Origin of the sequence: Pseudomonas sp. gcc21, assembly GCF_012844345.1 — a bacterium.
GTDB lineage: Bacteria > Pseudomonadota > Gammaproteobacteria > Pseudomonadales > Pseudomonadaceae > Halopseudomonas.
The window spans coordinates 3,463,532-3,480,203 of the sequence record NZ_CP051625.1 but is presented as its reverse complement, the minus strand read 5'-3'; the positions used below and the strand labels follow the sequence as shown (position 1 = coordinate 3,480,203).

17 protein-coding genes are annotated in these 16,672 nt (G+C 59.7%); 7 read left to right on the top strand and 10 right to left on the bottom strand.

The annotated features are described in order from the left end of the window. Positions 1–5: 5 nt before the first annotated feature. Together ilvN and HG264_RS16120 are read right to left on the bottom strand one after the other, a co-directional pair. On the bottom strand, positions 6–497 hold the full coding sequence (gene ilvN / locus HG264_RS16125; RefSeq protein WP_150301401.1) for an acetolactate synthase small subunit: 492 nt from the start codon (positions 495–497) through the stop codon (positions 6–8). 1 nt (position 498) lies between these two features. Beyond that, on the bottom strand, positions 499–2,223 hold the full coding sequence (locus HG264_RS16120) for an acetolactate synthase 3 large subunit (RefSeq protein ID WP_169408558.1): 1,725 nt from the start codon (positions 2,221–2,223) through the stop codon (positions 499–501). Between the two features lie 411 nt (positions 2,224–2,634). Here HG264_RS16120 and HG264_RS16115 point away from each other — a divergent pair, with 411 nt between their 5' ends. Continuing rightward, entirely contained in the window at positions 2,635–3,063 is a 429-nt protein-coding gene (locus HG264_RS16115; RefSeq protein WP_169408557.1) for a DUF4124 domain-containing protein, read from the top strand. On the opposite strand, the gene HG264_RS16110 is transcribed toward HG264_RS16115, so the two are convergent. From HG264_RS16110 to mrcB, 3 genes are read right to left on the bottom strand one after another with little or no spacing between them, the layout of a single operon-like run. Continuing rightward, positions 3,064–3,393, bottom strand: a complete 330-nt coding sequence (locus HG264_RS16110) for a YqcC family protein (protein ID WP_169408556.1) — start codon at positions 3,391–3,393, stop codon at positions 3,064–3,066. After that, on the bottom strand, positions 3,393–4,094 hold the full coding sequence (locus HG264_RS16105) for a tetratricopeptide repeat protein (RefSeq protein ID WP_169408555.1): 702 nt from the start codon (positions 4,092–4,094) through the stop codon (positions 3,393–3,395). The genes HG264_RS16110 and HG264_RS16105 overlap by 1 nt, the downstream gene beginning before the upstream one ends. 16 nt (positions 4,095–4,110) lie before the next feature. After that, positions 4,111–6,438: a penicillin-binding protein 1B gene (gene mrcB / locus HG264_RS16100; RefSeq protein WP_169408554.1), complete on the bottom strand. Its 2,328-nt coding sequence runs from the start codon at positions 6,436–6,438 to the stop codon at positions 4,111–4,113. Positions 6,439–6,561: 123 nt separating this feature from the next. On the opposite strand from mrcB, the gene HG264_RS16095 reads away from it, so the two are divergent. From HG264_RS16095 to HG264_RS16085, 3 genes are all read left to right on the top strand, one after another. Then, positions 6,562–8,109, top strand: coding sequence for a bifunctional aminoglycoside phosphotransferase/ATP-binding protein (locus HG264_RS16095; protein WP_169408553.1), 1,548 nt, complete (start codon positions 6,562–6,564; stop codon positions 8,107–8,109). 187 nt (positions 8,110–8,296) lie between these two features. Beyond that, the gene (locus HG264_RS16090; protein ID WP_169408552.1) at positions 8,297–8,563 is read left to right on the top strand and encodes a TfoX/Sxy family protein; all 267 of its coding nucleotides are present in this window, start codon (positions 8,297–8,299) and stop codon (positions 8,561–8,563) included. A gap of 148 nt (positions 8,564–8,711) precedes the next feature. Beyond that, positions 8,712–9,503, top strand: a complete 792-nt coding sequence (locus HG264_RS16085) for a cyclic nucleotide-binding domain-containing protein (protein WP_169408551.1) — start codon at positions 8,712–8,714, stop codon at positions 9,501–9,503. A 172-nt stretch (positions 9,504–9,675) separates the two neighbouring features. Here the strand turns inward: HG264_RS16085 and HG264_RS16080 are convergent, their stop codons facing one another. From HG264_RS16080 to HG264_RS16070, 3 genes are read right to left on the bottom strand one after another with little or no spacing between them, the layout of a single operon-like run. After that, a complete protein-coding gene (locus HG264_RS16080) occupies positions 9,676–10,530 on the bottom strand; it encodes a ChaN family lipoprotein (protein WP_169408550.1) in 855 nt (284 codons plus the stop codon). A 7-nt stretch (positions 10,531–10,537) separates the two neighbouring features. Continuing rightward, positions 10,538–11,299, bottom strand: coding sequence for a heme ABC transporter ATP-binding protein (locus HG264_RS16075; RefSeq protein WP_169408549.1), 762 nt, complete (start codon positions 11,297–11,299; stop codon positions 10,538–10,540). Continuing rightward, complete coding sequence (locus HG264_RS16070; protein WP_169408548.1) at positions 11,299–12,345, bottom strand: iron ABC transporter permease; 1,047 nt, start codon at positions 12,343–12,345, stop codon at positions 11,299–11,301. Before HG264_RS16070 ends, HG264_RS16075 begins: the two co-directional genes overlap by 1 nt. A gap of 119 nt (positions 12,346–12,464) precedes the next feature. Here HG264_RS16070 and HG264_RS16065 point away from each other — a divergent pair, with 119 nt between their 5' ends. After that, positions 12,465–12,821 (top strand): Rieske (2Fe-2S) protein, encoded by a 357-nt coding sequence (locus HG264_RS16065; RefSeq protein ID WP_169408547.1) that lies wholly within the window; start codon positions 12,465–12,467, stop codon positions 12,819–12,821. A gap of 300 nt (positions 12,822–13,121) precedes the next feature. Here the strand turns inward: HG264_RS16065 and sfsA are convergent, their stop codons facing one another. Both sfsA and HG264_RS16055 read right to left on the bottom strand, forming a co-directional pair. Continuing rightward, positions 13,122–13,823: a DNA/RNA nuclease SfsA gene (sfsA, locus tag HG264_RS16060; RefSeq protein WP_169409174.1), complete on the bottom strand. Its 702-nt coding sequence runs from the start codon at positions 13,821–13,823 to the stop codon at positions 13,122–13,124. Next, on the bottom strand, positions 13,823–15,004 hold the full coding sequence (locus tag HG264_RS16055; RefSeq protein WP_169409173.1) for a pyridoxal phosphate-dependent aminotransferase: 1,182 nt from the start codon (positions 15,002–15,004) through the stop codon (positions 13,823–13,825). The genes sfsA and HG264_RS16055 overlap by 1 nt, the downstream gene beginning before the upstream one ends. Positions 15,005–15,221: 217 nt before the next feature. Here HG264_RS16055 and dksA point away from each other — a divergent pair, with 217 nt between their 5' ends. Both dksA and gluQRS read left to right on the top strand, forming a co-directional pair. Next, positions 15,222–15,662, top strand: a complete 441-nt coding sequence (gene dksA / locus HG264_RS16050; RefSeq protein WP_150301411.1) for an RNA polymerase-binding protein DksA — start codon at positions 15,222–15,224, stop codon at positions 15,660–15,662. A 75-nt stretch (positions 15,663–15,737) separates the two neighbouring features. Continuing rightward, positions 15,738–16,634: a tRNA glutamyl-Q(34) synthetase GluQRS gene (gene gluQRS / locus HG264_RS16045; protein ID WP_169408546.1), complete on the top strand. Its 897-nt coding sequence runs from the start codon at positions 15,738–15,740 to the stop codon at positions 16,632–16,634. Positions 16,635–16,672 lie beyond the last annotated feature (38 nt).

The window sequence follows — 16,672 nt, the reverse complement described above, 5'->3', positions numbered from 1 at the left end:
AAATCCTAGATACTCAGGACCTTCTCACCCCGGGCGATACCAGACACCCCGGTACGCACGACCTCAATTACTGCCGTCGGACCGACCGCCTCGATAAAGCTGTCCAGCTTATCGGACGTGCCTGCCAGCTGCACGGTATAAACGCTGCTGGTCACATCCACGATCTGGCCGCGGAAGATATCGGTGGTGCGCTTGACCTCGGCGCGCTGTGCGCCGGTAGCCTTGATCTTGACGAGCATCAGCTCGCGCTCGATGTGCGCGCCTTCGGACAGATTGACCAGCTTCACCACCTCGATCAACTTATTGAGGTTCTTGGTGATCTGCTCGATGACCTCATCATGACCCACTGTAGTCAGCGTCAGACGAGACAATGTCGGGTCTTCGGTTGGCGCAACGGTGAGCGTTTCGATGTTGTAGTTACGCTGCGAGAACAGACCAACCACACGAGACAGCGCACCCGGTTCGTTTTCCAGAAGTACGGAAATGATGTGTCTCATGTCAGGTACGCTCCGTCTTGCTCAGCCACATATCGCGCATCGATCCATCCTTGATTTGCATCGGATAGACGTGCTCGCTGTCATCCACGCGAATATCCATGAACACAAGGCGCTTGCGGTTGGCAAAGGCCTCTTCCATGGCCGGCTTCAATTCTTCCGGCTGATCTACGCGTATACCGACGTGCCCGTAGGACTCGGCGAGTTTGATGAAATCAGGCAGCGATTCCATGTACGAATGCGAGTAACGGCTGTTGTACTGCATGTCCTGCCACTGACGAACCATACCCAGAGCACGGTTGTTCAGAGTAATGATCTTGACCGGCAGGTCGTACTGCAGACAGGTCGACAGCTCCTGAATGTTCATCTGAATGCTGCCCTCACCGGTCACACAGGCGACCTGCGCATCGGGGTAATGCAGCTGAACGCCCATGGCGGCCGGCAAGCCGAAGCCCATCGTTCCGAGGCCACCGGAATTGATCCAGCGATTGGGCTTGTTGAACGGATAGTACTGCGCAGCGAACATCTGATGCTGACCCACATCGGAGGAAACGTAGGCATCACCCTCGGTAACTTCCCAGAGCGTTTCGATAACCGACTGCGGCTTGATAATGGAGCCGTCGCCCTTGTCATACGGGAACAGGCCGCGACTGCCGCGCCACTCGTCGACCTGCTTCCACCAACTGGTCATGGCTTCCTTGGTCGGCCGCAAATTGAATTCGCGCGTGGTTGCCAGCATTTCAGTCAGAACGCCATCAACCGGACCGACAATCGGAATATCCGCATGAATCGTTTTGGATATGGACGCAGGGTCGATATCGACATGGATTATCTTGGCGTTCGGACAGAACTTGTTGGCGCCGTTGATGACACGATCATCAAAGCGCGCGCCGACACACATCACCACGTCGGCGTGATGCATCGCGACGTTAGCAACGTAGCTGCCGTGCATACCCAGCATCCCCAGGAACTGACGATCGCTACCGGGGTAGGCACCTAGCCCCATCAAGGTATTGGTCACAGGAACATTGAGCTCCCTGGCCAGCTCGGTCAGTTGCGCCGATGCGCCACCAAGGATGACGCCACCGCCCGAGTAAATGATCGGACGCTTGGCTTCGGCCAGCATATCCAGCGCCTTGCGGATCTGCCCGGAGTGACCACGGACCGCAGGGTTATAGGAGCGCAGCTTGACCTTCTTCGGATAGCTGTATTCGAACTTCTCCGCCGGATTGGTCATATCCTTCGGGATATCCACGACAACCGGACCCGGCCGGCCGGACTGTGCGATATAGAACGCCTTCTTGATGACTTCGGGAATCTCGCGCGGATCCTTGATCATGAAGCTGTGCTTCACGATCGGCCGGGAAACACCCATCATGTCGGTTTCCTGGAACGCATCGGTACCAACCATGTTGCTCGCAACCTGGCCGGAGATAATCACCATCGGAATGGAATCCATGAAGGCTGTCGCGATACCGGTGATGGTATTGGTCGCACCGGGGCCGGACGTTACCAGCACCACGCCGGCCTTACCGGAGGCACGCGCGTAACCGTCAGCCATATGCGCTGCGGCCTGTTCATGGCGCACTAGAACGTGCACGACATCATCCTGACGGAAGATCGCATCATAGATATGTAGCAGGGCACCGCCTGGGTACCCGTAAATATATTTAACCCCTTCGTCACGCAATGAGCGGACGACCATCTCAGCGCCGGATAAAAGCTCCACTTAGAATCACCTCTAGCTTGCCACCCATCGGGAGAGGGCAGCAGGGTACCTGTTTACTGCTCGGCAGAGCATTGGCAACGGTGGTTGCCATGCGTCAGCTTGACTACGTGCATCGGAGACAGCCCTTGGTTACCGAACCGTCTCACCCAGCGCGAGGTAGCGCGTGCGGGTGCCAGGCCAGGAGTTGGCGGGGTCTCGCCTCCTGGATTGAGCAACAAAGCGCTACGCCCGGATACCGAGTAGGTCCCGATAGCGACGCGCTTATGAGAACCACGAATTGTTTACACTCGAGCACGAAAAGTCAATCAGGTTGAGACAAAAGCATGCGGTTATCGCCCGGCGTATACCTGCCCGGGCGCGATTGGCTATAGTAGGCGTTCGCCGACGCTCATACCAAGGAAGGAGACTCGCATGTACAAGATATTGACTGCACTGGGCCTTGCCCTGCTCTGCTCCAATGCAACCGCCGTATCAATGTACCAATGGACGGACGATCGGGGAGGCCTGCAGTTCGGTCAACAACCGCCTGCTGATCGACCTTACCGCATCGTTGACATCACCACTCCGCCCCCGCCAGGCGGCACTTTGCGTGAGCGCCAACCACTCCCGCCTATCGAAGCCAAGGGCACGCAAGCGCCTGAAGAGCGGGCAGCCGCGCGCGCAGAGAAAGCAGAACTCCAGCGTCATTGCGAACAGCTGAACAAGAACCTCGAAACATTGGTCAATAATCCGCGACTGACGCGGACCAATGCATCGGGTGAGGTGGAACGAATCGGCGAGGATGAAAGACAGAAGATGATCGCCGACACGCGCGGTGAAATCGACAATCGCTGCGACTGATCAGCTGAGTCTGGCAGCCAGACCGTCGATGCGGGTCAGGATAGCTACCAGAGTATGACGGCGACGGCCTAACCAGGCCAGCGCCTCCTCACCCATGGGCGCTATATTGAACGCCCCGGGCAGATCGCGACCTTGCTGGATGATGACAGCCATGCGCGGCACGAAAATCCACTGCAACCATTGCTCGAAACCGAGGGTATCGACGCAGAACGGTTGCCGGCTGGCGAGCAGCTCGGCATCCGGCGGACTCTGAGCCCACAGCCCGAGCCCACGCAACTCCCTTTCCAGATCGATAAGTGCGTCTGCCAGCTCATGCCAGAGCGGGTCCATCACAGCTGAACCCTGGCCCGTTCTCGCGCTTCGGCAGCGCCTGACCGGTTGCCTTGCTTGTCCCGCGCTTCGGCAATCAGGTTCCACAAACCGGCCTGAAGCGTCGGACGGTCGGCTGCATACGCCAGGCCGCGCTGAGCCAGCTGTTCTGCCTGTGCGGCATCTCCCTGAGCCAGGCGCACCTGCGCCAACCGGTACAGCACTTGCGGTTCACGCGGAGCAATACGCATTGCCCGCTCGAGACTGGCCGACGCGTTCCCCAGATCGCCGCGCCCTTCCTGCTCGCGCGCTACAGTCAGCAGCGCAAGCACCGGACCGTCCAGCTGCTCGTCGCCCTGCAAAGCGCCACCCGACGTGGCGGGCGTGCGGGACGGTGCCGGCTGTGCTTGTGGCTCGCTGGACTGTTGTTGCTGTTGTTGCTGTTGCTCGCCCTGCTGCCAGGAGGGCTGGCCATCCAGCGGATAGGACTCGATCGCACGTGAGCCACCGGCTTCGTCAGGCACCATCACAACTACACTGCTTTGCTCCGGTTCAGGAGCTGGTTGCTGCTGCACCGGCTGACGACCGGCCCCCACCCGCATTTCTTCGCTGGACACCGAACGTCCCGAATCAACTACCGGAACCGTGCCCCCTGTTCCGGCACAACCAGCAAGCACCAACGCACACCCGGCAAGCAGGCCGAACCGTTCATATCGCATCATTCAATCCTCTCTTGATTCATGGCAACCAGCCACGAATAACATCCAGTACTCGATTCGCGCCGTCTTTTACCGCCTCGGTATCGATCAGCGGCTGACAACCCGGACCCGGCAACGGCGCAAACCCTTTTCTGAACGGCTCCTCGATACTGCCTGGACAGCTCGGGTCACTGCCCTGCCCGGTTTCCGGATCGATCCAGGCCATATCCACGCCTGCGGGTGGGCTGGTGGAAAGCCCTTGCGGGTGTGCGTCGCGCATGAACGCGCTCCATACCTGCAAGGCACCGGTGGCACCGGTCAAGCGGGTCGCGCCATTATCATCCCGCCCCAGCCAGGTCACCGCGAGCAAATCCTGTGAATAGCCAGCAAACCAGCTATCGCGCAGATCATTGGTCGTTCCCGTTTTACCCGCAAGACGCACCGTAGACGGAATCTGATTATACGCCGATCGCCCTGTCCCTTCGGTCATTACCCGGACCATTGCTTCCTGCATCAGATAGATGGTCGCTGAATCGAAGCGTTGCTGTACCGCGAACGGGTAACGGCCCAGCGGCTCTCCGTCAGGCGCCAGCACGCTACGAATAGACCTCAGCGGTGTATTGAAGCCGCCGTTGGCCAGCGTCTGGTACATATCCGTGACCTGCAATGGCGTCATGGCGCCTGAGCCGAGCAGCATCGAAGGATACGGCCGCCAACCGTGTTGAACGCCCATCCGCTCGATGGTCTTGAGCACTTCGGGAACCCCAAGTTCCACACCCAGCCGCACCGTGGCCTGATTATAGGACCGGCTCAACGCGACGTGCAGCGGCACCAGACCATGACTCTCGCGACCATAGTTCTGCGGCGTCCAGGTCTTGCCTGGCTCGGCCTCGAGCGTGATCGGCGAATCATCAACCGGCGTGATCAGGGAGTAGCGCTGTGGCTGCTCCAGCGCGGTCAGAAAGACCGCAGGCTTGACCAGCGAACCAATGGGCCGTGACGCGTCGAGGGCACGATTGAACCCTGAGAATCTGGGGTTGCGTCCGCCGACCAGCGCCAGCACCTCACCGGTTTGCGCACTGGTCACGACCATCGCGCTTTCCATCTCCACATCACCCGGCGCTGGCCCTAATCGCTTCAGCGTGGTCTCCACTGCCCGCTCGGCCTTGTTCTGCATAACCGGGTCGAGACTGGTAAAGATGCGCAGGCCTTCGCTGGTCAGATCTTCGTCGCGATATTCCTCACGCAACTGACGCTTGATCAGGTCCATGAACGCTGGATAGCTGGTATCGGTCAAACGGCCGCGCGCTGCAACATCCAGGGGTTTGGCAATAGCCGTCTGAGCATGCTGTTCGCTGATGACGCCTTGCTCAGCCAGCAATTCGATCACCAGATCCCGGCGCTGCTTGGCACGTTCCGGTCGCCGGCGTGGGTTATAGAAGGACGGCCCCTTGACCATACCCACCAGCAATGCCACCTGGTGCAACTCGAGCTCGCGCAGCGGCTGTGCAAAATAATACTGGCTGGCAAGTCCAAAGCCGTGCACGGCCCGGCGGCCATCCTGCCCCAGGAACACTTCGTTTAGATAGGCTTCGAGGATATCTTCCTTGGAATAGTGCAGTTCCAGCAGGACCGCCATGATGGCTTCATTGGCCTTGCGCAGCATGCTTCGCTCGCTGGTGAGATAGAAGTTCTTCACCAGCTGCTGGGTCAACGTACTGCCGCCCTGCACTACTCCTCCCGCCTTCATATTGACGTAGGCAGCGCGCAGAATGCCCTTGGGCGAGACACCGAAATGCTGGAAGAACTCTCTATCCTCTACAGCCACCAGCGACTCGACGAGGTAGGGAGGCGCCTCCTGCAACTGAATCAGGACGCGGTCTTCATTATGAGCCGGGTAGATGCCGCCGATCATCAGAGGCTCGAGTCGCGCCATGACCAGATTCCCGTGCCCGGCGAGGCCGGCGACCTGGTTGCCGTCAAAGCGTACGCTCAGGTGCTGGGCAGGCTCGTCGCCCTCGGAAAATGCGAAGCCGCGGGTATGCACGTCGACCCGGTTACCGGCGACCGATACCTGGCCAGGCGAACGCGCCGCCTGAGTGGTCCGGTAGCCCAGCGCCTCGAGCTCGGCCAGAAAGTCGTCCTTGTTCAGCCGCTGCCCCGCAAACAACTCCAGCGGCCTGGCATACACCTTGGCCGGAACCGCCCAGCGCTTGCCGGAAAACTTTTCCTGTACAACCGCATCCAGGTAAATGACCAGCCCACCAAATAACACCAACGCAACCAGCCCCAGCTTGAAGATCCAGCCAGACCAGCGCCTCCAGAAGCCGACCTTTTTGGCCGCCCGTCCCCCGCGTTTTCTTCCCATAACCTTTCCAACCACCCCGTAACCGATGCAACCGCCTGATTCGTCGGCGGATATAGCGAAGGTTGGCCTGCAGCCTACCAGCCTTCATAATGCTGCTGTTGTCAGTCCAAGCAAGGATACACCGTGAGCCAGACACTGCTGAACGCACTGCAAGATCCTGCCCTGTACGATCATCCGGTTTCCGGATTCAAGCTGATGGAGACCCATATTTCATGGGTATTGCTGACCGGCGACTATGTCTACAAGATCAAGAAGCCGGTCAATTTCGGTTTCCTTGACTATTCGAGCCTTGAGCAGCGCGCCCACTACTGCAATGAAGAACTGCGCCTCAACCGTCGTCTTGCACCCGAGCTGTATCTCGACGTCATCCCGGTACGCGGCAGCGAAAGCTCACCGACCCTGACCGGCGACGGCCAGATCATCGAGTACATGGTCAAGACGCGCCAGTTCAGACAGGAAGACCTGCTCGGCAATATGCAGCGAGCCGGTACGCTTACCACCGACCATATCGATTCGCTGGCCCGTGTGCTGGCTGACTTCCATGGTCGCATCGACTGTGCCGCGCTCGACGCTAGCTGGGGCGAACCCGAGCAGGTGCATGCACCAGTCGCCCAGAACTTCGAACACATCCGCTCCATGCTGAGCGACGCTGAACAACTAGCGCAGATCGAGCAGCTGGAGCTGTGGGCGCATAGTACATTCCAGCGGCTGATTCCCCAACTGGCCCAGCGCAAAGCAGAAGGATTTATCCGCGAATGTCACGGTGACATTTATCTCGATAACGTAACCATGGTGGACGGTAAGGTCACGCTGTTCGACTGCATTGAATTCAATGAAGCCTTCCGCTGGATCGATGTCATGAGTGATGTAGCGTTCATGGCCATGGACATTGAAGACCGTGGCCTGCCTGCGTTGGCCCAGCGCTTCGTGAACGGTTATCTGGAGCATACCGGCGATTATGCTGGCCTGCTGCTGCTGAACTATTACAAGGCCTACCGCGCCATGGTCAGGGCCAAAGTCGCCCTGCTGCGCCTCAGCCAGCCGGGCATTAGCGATAACGAGCGCAACGAGGTCATGGCGCGCTTCCAGGGTTACGTCAATCTCGCTGAAAGCTATACGCAAATACCCAAGCGCTTCGGTTTGCTCATGCATGGCGTATCGGGCTCAGGCAAAAGCACAGTGACCAGCCAACTGGTCGAGCCGCTGGGGGTGATCCGGATACGCTCTGACATCGAACGCAAGCGGCTGTTTGGCAATGACGGTGCCGGCAAGCCGGACGCGGGACTCTACGCGCCGGAGCGTAGCCAGCAAACCTATGCCCGCCTCGGCTCCCTGGCCGCGCAGGTGCTTGCGGCCGGCTACCCGGTCGTGGTTGATGCGACGCACCTGAAGCGCGACCAGCGTGCGCTGGTTCGCCAGCATATCGAGGAGCAAGGCGCGCCCTGTCTGATCATTACATGCAAGGCTCCGCTGGGCACCATTGAAGCCTGGATTGCCAAGCGGACCAAAGCGGGCACCGACCCCTCGGACGCCACCATCGATATCGTGCGCCACCAGCTCGAAACAATGGAACCACTGGACGATGAAGAGTCGCAACACAACCTGACGGTTCAGACGGATAAGAGCCAGAGCGTGCAGGAACTCATTGCTACGCTGCGCAAGCGACTCTGATCGTCCACAGGCCAACCGCCCCCTGGCTGTACGGAACTGACAGGGGGCACTACACTGGATTCGGGAACCAATAAAAAGAAGCCCCGAATCATGCAATCACTTCGAAGACCGGACCCGTTGTCGGTCCAACTGCTGTCGCCCCGAAACAGCTTCGCCCTGCCACATCCCGTTGAATTGCGGGGTAACCATGCAGGAAGATGAATTGCTGGGTCTGCGCAACCTGGGCAAAACCTCCACACAATGGTTACATGCGACCGGCATCCACAGTCTTGAGGAGCTGCGTCGGCGCGGTCCGGTAGGCTGTTACTGCGCCGTACGCGCCCGTGGATTTCGCGCCTCCAAGGCGCTACTGTTTGCCATTGCAGGGGCCTTGCAGGATGTACACTGGAACCAGCTTGACCCTGCTTATAAAGCAGAATTGCTTGATCAGTTGCGCAGGGAAGAGAAACCCTGAAATCAGAAAAAAGAGAACCGGATCACATTTTCTGGTGTTGCCTTACCGCAGCCCCAACTTATATTAGAAAGCGCGCTGTAGCATTTGGACCGTCGCAGAGCGTCTACTGCCGGGAGCGGCCTTAGACTTTATCAAAAGGAATTTTTGAATGTATCTCATTGGTGACCAGCCTCCCTACGCCGAAAAACTCATCAGCGACCTGCAGCTCATACCCGAGCAGTTGCTGGTTGGCCTGGAGCCGTGCGACGCGACAGTGCATCTTGACTCGACCGATGACCTGTATCGCACGATCGGCAACAACCGGCTCTATCTGCTCAAGAGCGGCCTCCTGCACGCCATGATCGACGGCAAGCCGCTGTTCTATATGCAGGAAGGCGATCTTATCGGACTACGCCAGGGGCTGAGCACCGCGCCCTGCGTCTATACCAGTGACGAACCTCTGGAATTGATTCCCTATGATCGCGAGGCGCTGTTCAAGCATATCCATGCCAGCAGCAGACGCCAGGAGCAATTTACCCAGTACATACTCGGGCAGGCGGCGCTTATGTCAGATGCATTGGCACATAACAAGCCGGCGGAAATCCGGCCGGTCACCGGCTTCCAGCATTTCGACGCAGGAGCTGAACTGATACGTCAGGGCGATGATGCGGACCATGTGTTCATCATCACCGAAGGCCACGCCGAAGCTTTTGTGGAGGGCATCAAGGTTGGCGATGTACAAAAAGACGAAATTTTCGGCGCCATGGCGCTGTTCACCCGGGAGAAACGCTCAGCGACCGTGATTGCCAGCGCTCCGACTACGGTAATGATGATTCCGAAGGAACAGTTTCTGGCACTGATGCAAAGCAACCCGCGCATCGCGCACAGCCTGATCGAAAGCATGGCCCGTCGCATCGATCTGATGAACAAGGAACTGAGTCACTACAAGCGCGCAAAATAAATCCGGCCCTTCGCTTGACATGATAATGAGAACGATTACTATTAACGCAAGCCATCGCGAGGTGGCCCGATAACAAGGTGTCGCGAGACAGCTGGTTATCTCCTCATCAGGCTAATCACGGATATTCGACCCGCTCTTTGAGCGGGTCTTTTTTTGTGTGAAAAAAGCTGATTCACCAGTCGGCGCAGTAATCCTTCGGCTCCATCGCTGCGGTCAACCAGACGTAATCAGCTTGCGCTGCATCGGGCGGAGTCTGTCCCGCCTCGATCAGCATCACCACCACCGGCGCGGAATTACCCGGCCAGTGCAGCGGTGCGCCCAGATCCTTGCGTACATGAAAGTTGCCAGCCAGCAGCAGAGCTGGTTGGTCGGCGGCGTGCAACGCTTCGGCCATGCGCTGATCGCGGGCCTGCTGGATACTGAGCATTGCCGGAAAATGCGTTTCGGATAGCTTGCCGCAGTGCGATGCCACAATCGTTTCGCGCAACTGCCGTCCCGCGTCTTCGCTATAGACATCCCTCAATGGGCTCGGCTCGCGGTAGCGATTTTTCATCTCGTCTTCTGCGATATTAGCCGCGAGCAACCGGCCAGACTCATTCAGTCCCCAGCGAACCAGGTCGCCATACAGCGTCCAGTCCCAGCCGGGTGCCCAGTTCAGGCGCGCCTGCAGTGTTTCGTCCGTCAGTTTGTCGTTACGCAGCAGCGCATCTGCAGCTGCCTGTTGCTCGGGCGCGAGCATTTCCAACAACAGACTCGCCTGCGGCCGGCGCTCCGCCAGCGCGCGCAGCAACCACAGCTGTAGCCGATGATGGTCAGCGTTGTCATGCTTCTCTCCCACCATGACGTGGGGCGCGTCTGCCAGCACCTCCACCAGCTCAACAGGATTGATCCACTCCCCAGTCGCAGTGTCTTTGACCTGACCCACCTGTGGATGCTCTGTGTGCAGGGGACTGACCCATTCCGGTAAGGGTTTTGCCTGAGTGCCCAGGGAAAACAATATTGCAAATCCAATCAGAAATGCCTTCATCCTCACCTCAGATGATTATCAAGGGGCTGTCCTGGGTCGGATGCCGTGTGACCTGGACCGACACTGCGAAAACCTCGGCAATGCGCTCCGCCTGTAACACATCCCAAGGGGTGCCCAGCGCGGCGACTTCGCCCCCATCGAGCAACAGGATACGGTCCGCGTAGCGGGCGGCAAGGTTCAGGTCATGCAACACCACCAACACCGCGCCGCCCCCCGCGGCAATGCGTTGCGCCTGTTCAAGAATCAGTTGCTGATGCGCCAGATCCAGCGACGCAGTGGGCTCATCCATGATCAGACAGGCCTCGGGTGTTTCCCAGATCTGCGCCATGACGCGCGCCAGGTGAACACGCTGACGCTCGCCGCCAGACAGCTTGAGATAGCTACGCCCAGCGAGATGCGTCACATCCGCCGCCCGCATCGCCTCGCTGACGATACGCCGATCGATCTGCAAACCGGTGTCGTGGGGCATCCGACTCATTGCCACGACTTCTTCGGCAGTAAAAGCGAACGCAAGCGACGAGGATTGCGGCAGCACCGCCAGACGGGTCGCGAGCTCGCCACCCGGCCACTGCGCCAAAAGTCTCCCGGCCAGGCGAACCTGCCCGCCCGAAGCAGAAAGCTCCCCCACCAGCGTAGCCAGAAGTGTGCTTTTTCCTGCCCCGTTGGTACCCAGTACGGCCAACACTTCGCCCGAGCGCAGTTCGAAATTGACCTGGTTCAGGATGGTCTTGCCGCCCCGGGCGCAACTGAGATCGACAGCCTCCAGCATCAGACGCCTCCATGGCGCTGGGCGCGCAGAAGCAGGGCGAGGAAGAACGGCGCGCCGATCAATGCCGTCAATATCCCCAAGGGCAATTCCGCGGGCGCCACCACCAGCCGGGCTGCCAGATCGGCGAGCAACAGCAACCCTGCACCCAACAGCATGGAAGCAGGCAGTACGTAACGATGATTCGCACCGACCATCAACCTGACCAGATGCGGGACTACCAGACCAACGAACCCGATCAGCCCGGCGGCCGCAACGCAGGCACCGACGCCGAGCGCTGTCAGCAGCACCAGTTCGCGTTTGACTCGCTCTACCTCAATGCCAAGATGCCGCGCTTCGGATTCGCCCAGCAACAAGGCATTCAGCGCCTCGGCCTGACGCGGCAGACGCCACCAGACCAGCGCACAACATAGCGCGAGCATGCCCACCCGCTCAAAACTGGCGCCACCGAGACTGCCCATATTCCAGAACACCAGAGTCCGTAGCATGGCATCGTCAGCGAGATAGCTGAGCAGACCGATAAAGGCACCGCTAACGGCTGCAATGGCGATACCGGCCAGCAGCATGTTGGCGACCGAGGTGCCCTGAATGGACTGCCCCAGCCGGTAAACCAGCCAGGTCGTCAGCGCACCGCCAATGAACGCTCCCAGCACAGTCGCGTAAGGAGCCAGCACATCGGGCATCATCATCAACAGTGGCCCACCCAGCACCAACATCAGGGCGACGCCGAGTGCCGCGCCGCTGGATACGCCAATCAGGCCCGGATCAGCCAGCGGATTGCGGAACAAGCCCTGCATCGCCGCGCCGGTGAGTGCCAGCGTCGCGCCCACCAGCATGCCCATCAGGGTACGCGGCAGGCGTATCTGCTCGACGATAAGCTGGGCCTCGACTGCATGTTCCACCGGCAGAATCAGGTTGGCCAACACCACAACCGTATCGCCCAGCGGAACCGTTACCGCGCCCAGCGCAAGCGATAGCAGTACCGCCAACACCAGCAGAACGGCGAGCAGCACCATGACCATCAGCTTGAGCCGACGCGCAGCATCCATCTGTTGTCCTTTCAATAATCAACTGATCCGGGAGCGCCTTGAACCGGGCCGCCCCAAGGTGGCACAAGGTACCAGTATTGCTGCTGGCCGTCAGGCCGGCGAGTTGGGATAATCGGCCAATGACCAAGCACACCCATCACCGAGAACCCCGCGCACTGTGCCGGCTGGATGAGCTGCCTGACCCCGGCAGCAAGGGCTTCGCCAACGGTACGACCGGCATTCTGGTTGTGCGTCAGGGCGGCGAAGCCTTTGTCTACGAAAACCGCTGTCCGCACCGCGGTATTCCGCTGGAATGGACGCCCGACCAGTTTCTCGACAGCTCCGGCCGATTGATTCAATGCGCGACGCATGGCGCGCTGTTTCTTCCCGAAAGCGGCGAATGCATCGCCGGGCCTTGCAGTGGAGACTCGCTGCGCAAGCTGGACAGCTATCTAGACGACGGCCTTGTCTGGCTTGGAAAAGCCAATCCCCCCTAGCCCCCCTTTTACCAAGGGGGGAATCGGTCCGTCGTGTTTGATGGTTTTGTTTTCAGGCAATACCTTGGACCTTGGTTTCCCTGGCCAAGCGAGGCAAGGACGGTTTGAAAATCTGGGCTATTCCGATGCTCGAACAAGCCTGCCGGCTGGCAGGGTGGAGCAAGTGTTGAAAACAGGGATGTTTTCACCAAGCCCCCAGGGATGGGTTCACGGCGTCTTGCGTAATCCTGGCGGACGGCGGGCGATTGGCTTCGGCTATATCAGCGCGCCCGGCTCGCTGAAGCGCTCAACCCCGGGCCACTACAGAACAACCGGCAACTGCCCCGCCACGTTCAACCCTTCCGACTGAGGCACCACCGACCAGGCGATGATTTCCACGCCCTTCTGCGCCGCATCACGCAGCAATCTTCCATAGACCGGATCAATCTCATCGGCGGGTCGTACCGAGCGGATGCCGCTGTGCATCACACAGAACAACAGGCACGCACGGCGCCCCGTTTGCACTACTTCAATCAACTCCTTCAAATGCTTCTGCCCGCGCAGGCTGATCGCATCCGGAAAAGCACCTTCGCCCTCTCCCAATGCCAGCGTAACGCTTTTGACCTCCACCACGCATTCGCCCGGCTCGCTCAGCAGAAAATCGAATCGGCTTGCGCCAGGAATCAGCGTGACCTCGGGACGCATATGCGCAAAACCGGTCAGCGGACCGATTGCCCCCACTGCCAGCGCCGCGCCTATGATCTTGTTGGCGCGCGCACTGTGAATACAGGCCAGCTCGCCTGGCGCTGTCTCGACCAGTTCCCAGGTGCCGGGAAGCCTGCGTCCCGGCTTGTCGACCATCCTCACCCAGACCCGACTGCCCGGCTCGCCGCAATTTTTCATGGAACCGGTGTTCGGGCAATGGACAGTCAGTTCGCGCCCATCAGCCAGCAGCACATCAGCCAGAAAGCGCTTGTAGCGCTTTACCAACACGCCTTCGGTAAGCGGCGACTCGAAGGGTATCAGCATGCGCGCCAGCTTTGTAATCCACGGGCGAGGCGTTCAACAGCCTGCTCGAGACGTGACAGAGACGTGGTATAGGCGAAACGCACATGCTGATCAGCGAGATAGTCACCGAAATCCAGCCCGGGGGTTACCGCCACATGCTCGGTCTCGATCAGATGCTGACACAGCGCCGCGCTGTCACCCCCGAATGCTCGGGTCCCCGCGTATAGATAGAAGGCACCATCAGGCGTGACCGGCACCTCGAAGCCCAGTTCGCGAACCGCCGGCAGCAGGAAGTCCCGGCGCTGGTGGAACGCCTCGCGCCTTGACTCGCAGATTTCCAGGCTCTCGTCACTGAAAGCCGCCAATGCGGCAACCTGCGCCATGTGGGGCGCGCATATGTAAAGATTCTGCGCCAGCTTTTCCAGTTCCGGAACCGCAGCCTCGGGCGCTACCAGCCAGCCCAGGCGCCAGCCCGTCATGCCGAAGTACTTCGAGAAGCTGTTCAACACGAAGGCGTCGGGCGCTACCTCCAGCGCAGACACCGCATCGCAACCGTAGGTAAGGCCATGATAAATCTCGTCCACAATCAACGAACCACCCAGCCTCCGGGTCGTCTCGGCGAGGCCGGCAAGCTGGGCGCGACTCAACAGCGTACCGGTTGGATTAGCCGGCGATGCAGCCAGCACCGCCACCGTCTGCGGATCCCAGAATTGTTCGACCATGGCCGGCGTCAGCTGATATTGGGTCTCGGCACCGGTTGGAATCAGACGGGTCTGACCTTCTACCAGACGTAGAAAATGCCTGTTGCAGGGATAAGCCGGATCGGCCATCAGCACGTTGCAGCCAGGCTCTACCAGCAAGGCGCTGATCAATAACAAAGCTGCCGAGCCACCCGGCGTGATGACCACGCGCCGGGGGTCCAGATCGATACCGTATCGGCTGGCATACAACCCGGCGACCGCTTCACGCAGCGCCGGTATTCCCAGCGCTGAGGTATAGCCCGTGCGACCCTCGGCCAGAGCCGCCTGCCCGGCCCGCACTATAGGCTCGGGTGTGACAAAGTCGGGCTCGCCGATTTCCATGTGAATCACATCGTATCCCTGCGCTGCCAGAGCCTGGGCCCGGGCCAGAACGGCCATAACGTGAAAAGGCTGGATATCACGTGCCCGTTGGGCCCAGCGATACTGCTGCATCATCATCTCCTGGTTCAGGGCAACATCGAAACGCGAATGATACCGCCGATAGCCCCAGGCTACAGCCCGCCTCAACGCTGGCCGGCCTTCTGGCGCCAAACAGTAGCTTACGGTACAAGGTTCTGGTAGCTTTGCCCGCTGCAAGCCACCGGCCGCCTCCACACGGACAGTTACGGTGGGTACCCGGTCAGATTGATTGAGCAAAAGTGAGGCGCTTCCCATGCCCAGCAATGTCAAAGAAAAAACACAATTGTTACGCGGCTTTGTTCCTTATAAGGAAGAACAGGGCGAGGAATACATGAATGAGCGCCAACTCGCCCATTTCACCAATATCCTCGACACCTGGAAAAAACAGCTGATGGAAGAAGTGGACCGTACTGTTATGCATATGCAGGACGAAGCCGCAAACTTTCCGGATCCCGCCGACCGTGCCAGCCAGGAAGAAGAATTCAGCCTGGAGTTGCGCGCCCGCGATCGCGAGCGCAAGTTGATCAAGAAAATCGATCAGACCCTGCTGCGCATCGAAGATGACGACTACGGGTTCTGTGATTCCTGCGGCGTCGAGATCGGCATCCGCCGTCTGGAAGCACGCCCCACCGCCACGCTTTGCATCGACTGCAAAACCCTGGCGGAAATCAAGGAAAAGCAGATCGGCGGCTGATAGCCGGCCCCTCTCCCGCTGGCGACGCTTAAGGATTAGCGCCGCCAGCCGGTCCCCTGACACAGGCCCCGCAGCATGCATGCCAAGCCTTACGTCGGACGCTTCGCCCCAACGCCCAGTGGTCATCTTCACTTTGGTTCGCTGCTCGCGGCGCTCGCCAGTTATCTCGACGCGCGTCACCATGACGGCCGCTGGCTGGTGCGTATCGAAGATCTCGACCAACCTCGCAATATGCCCGGCGCAACTGATCACATTCTCAGCACGCTCGAAAGTTACGGCATGGCGTGGGACGGCGATATCTTGCACCAAAGCCGGAATCTCGAACGCTACAGCGACTTACTGCACAGCCTGATCGAGCGCGGCGAAGCCTACTACTGCGATTGCTCACGCAAGCTGATCATGGAACAGGGCGGACTCTACCCCGGCTTTTGCCGTACCCGGGCCTTACCGGCCGGGAGCGACCACGCCATCCGCGTCCGGGTTCCGGATCAACAGCTCAGGGTGAGCGACCGTCTGCAGGGCACATTCAGCCAGAATCTGGCCAGCGATGTAGGGGATTTCGTGGTGCGACGTCGCGATGGCATCGTCGCCTATCAGTTCGCGGTAGTGGTCGATGATATCGATCAGGGCATCACCGACATCGTCCGCGGGGCCGATCTGCTTGATTCAACGCCGCGCCAGCTGTGGCTCTATCACCTGCTGGACGCAACGCCTCCGTGCTATCTGCATATTCCGCTGATCATGCGCAGACAGGGCGAAAAGCTCAGCAAGCGACTCGCTTCAGAGCCAATTGAAACGGGTCACGCGCCTGCCACGTTGTTTCGGGCGCTGACTGCGCTGGGCCAACAGCCGCCACACACCTTGCGCAACGCGCCGGTCAGCGAACAGCTGGCCTGGGCCGCACCCCACTGGCAACCTCAGCGGCTGCCCGCAGTCCAGCAAATGCTTGAGGAGAGTCTCCCGCCCACGTAACTTGGCAAGCCCACCCGGCCTGATTACCATCAGACAAC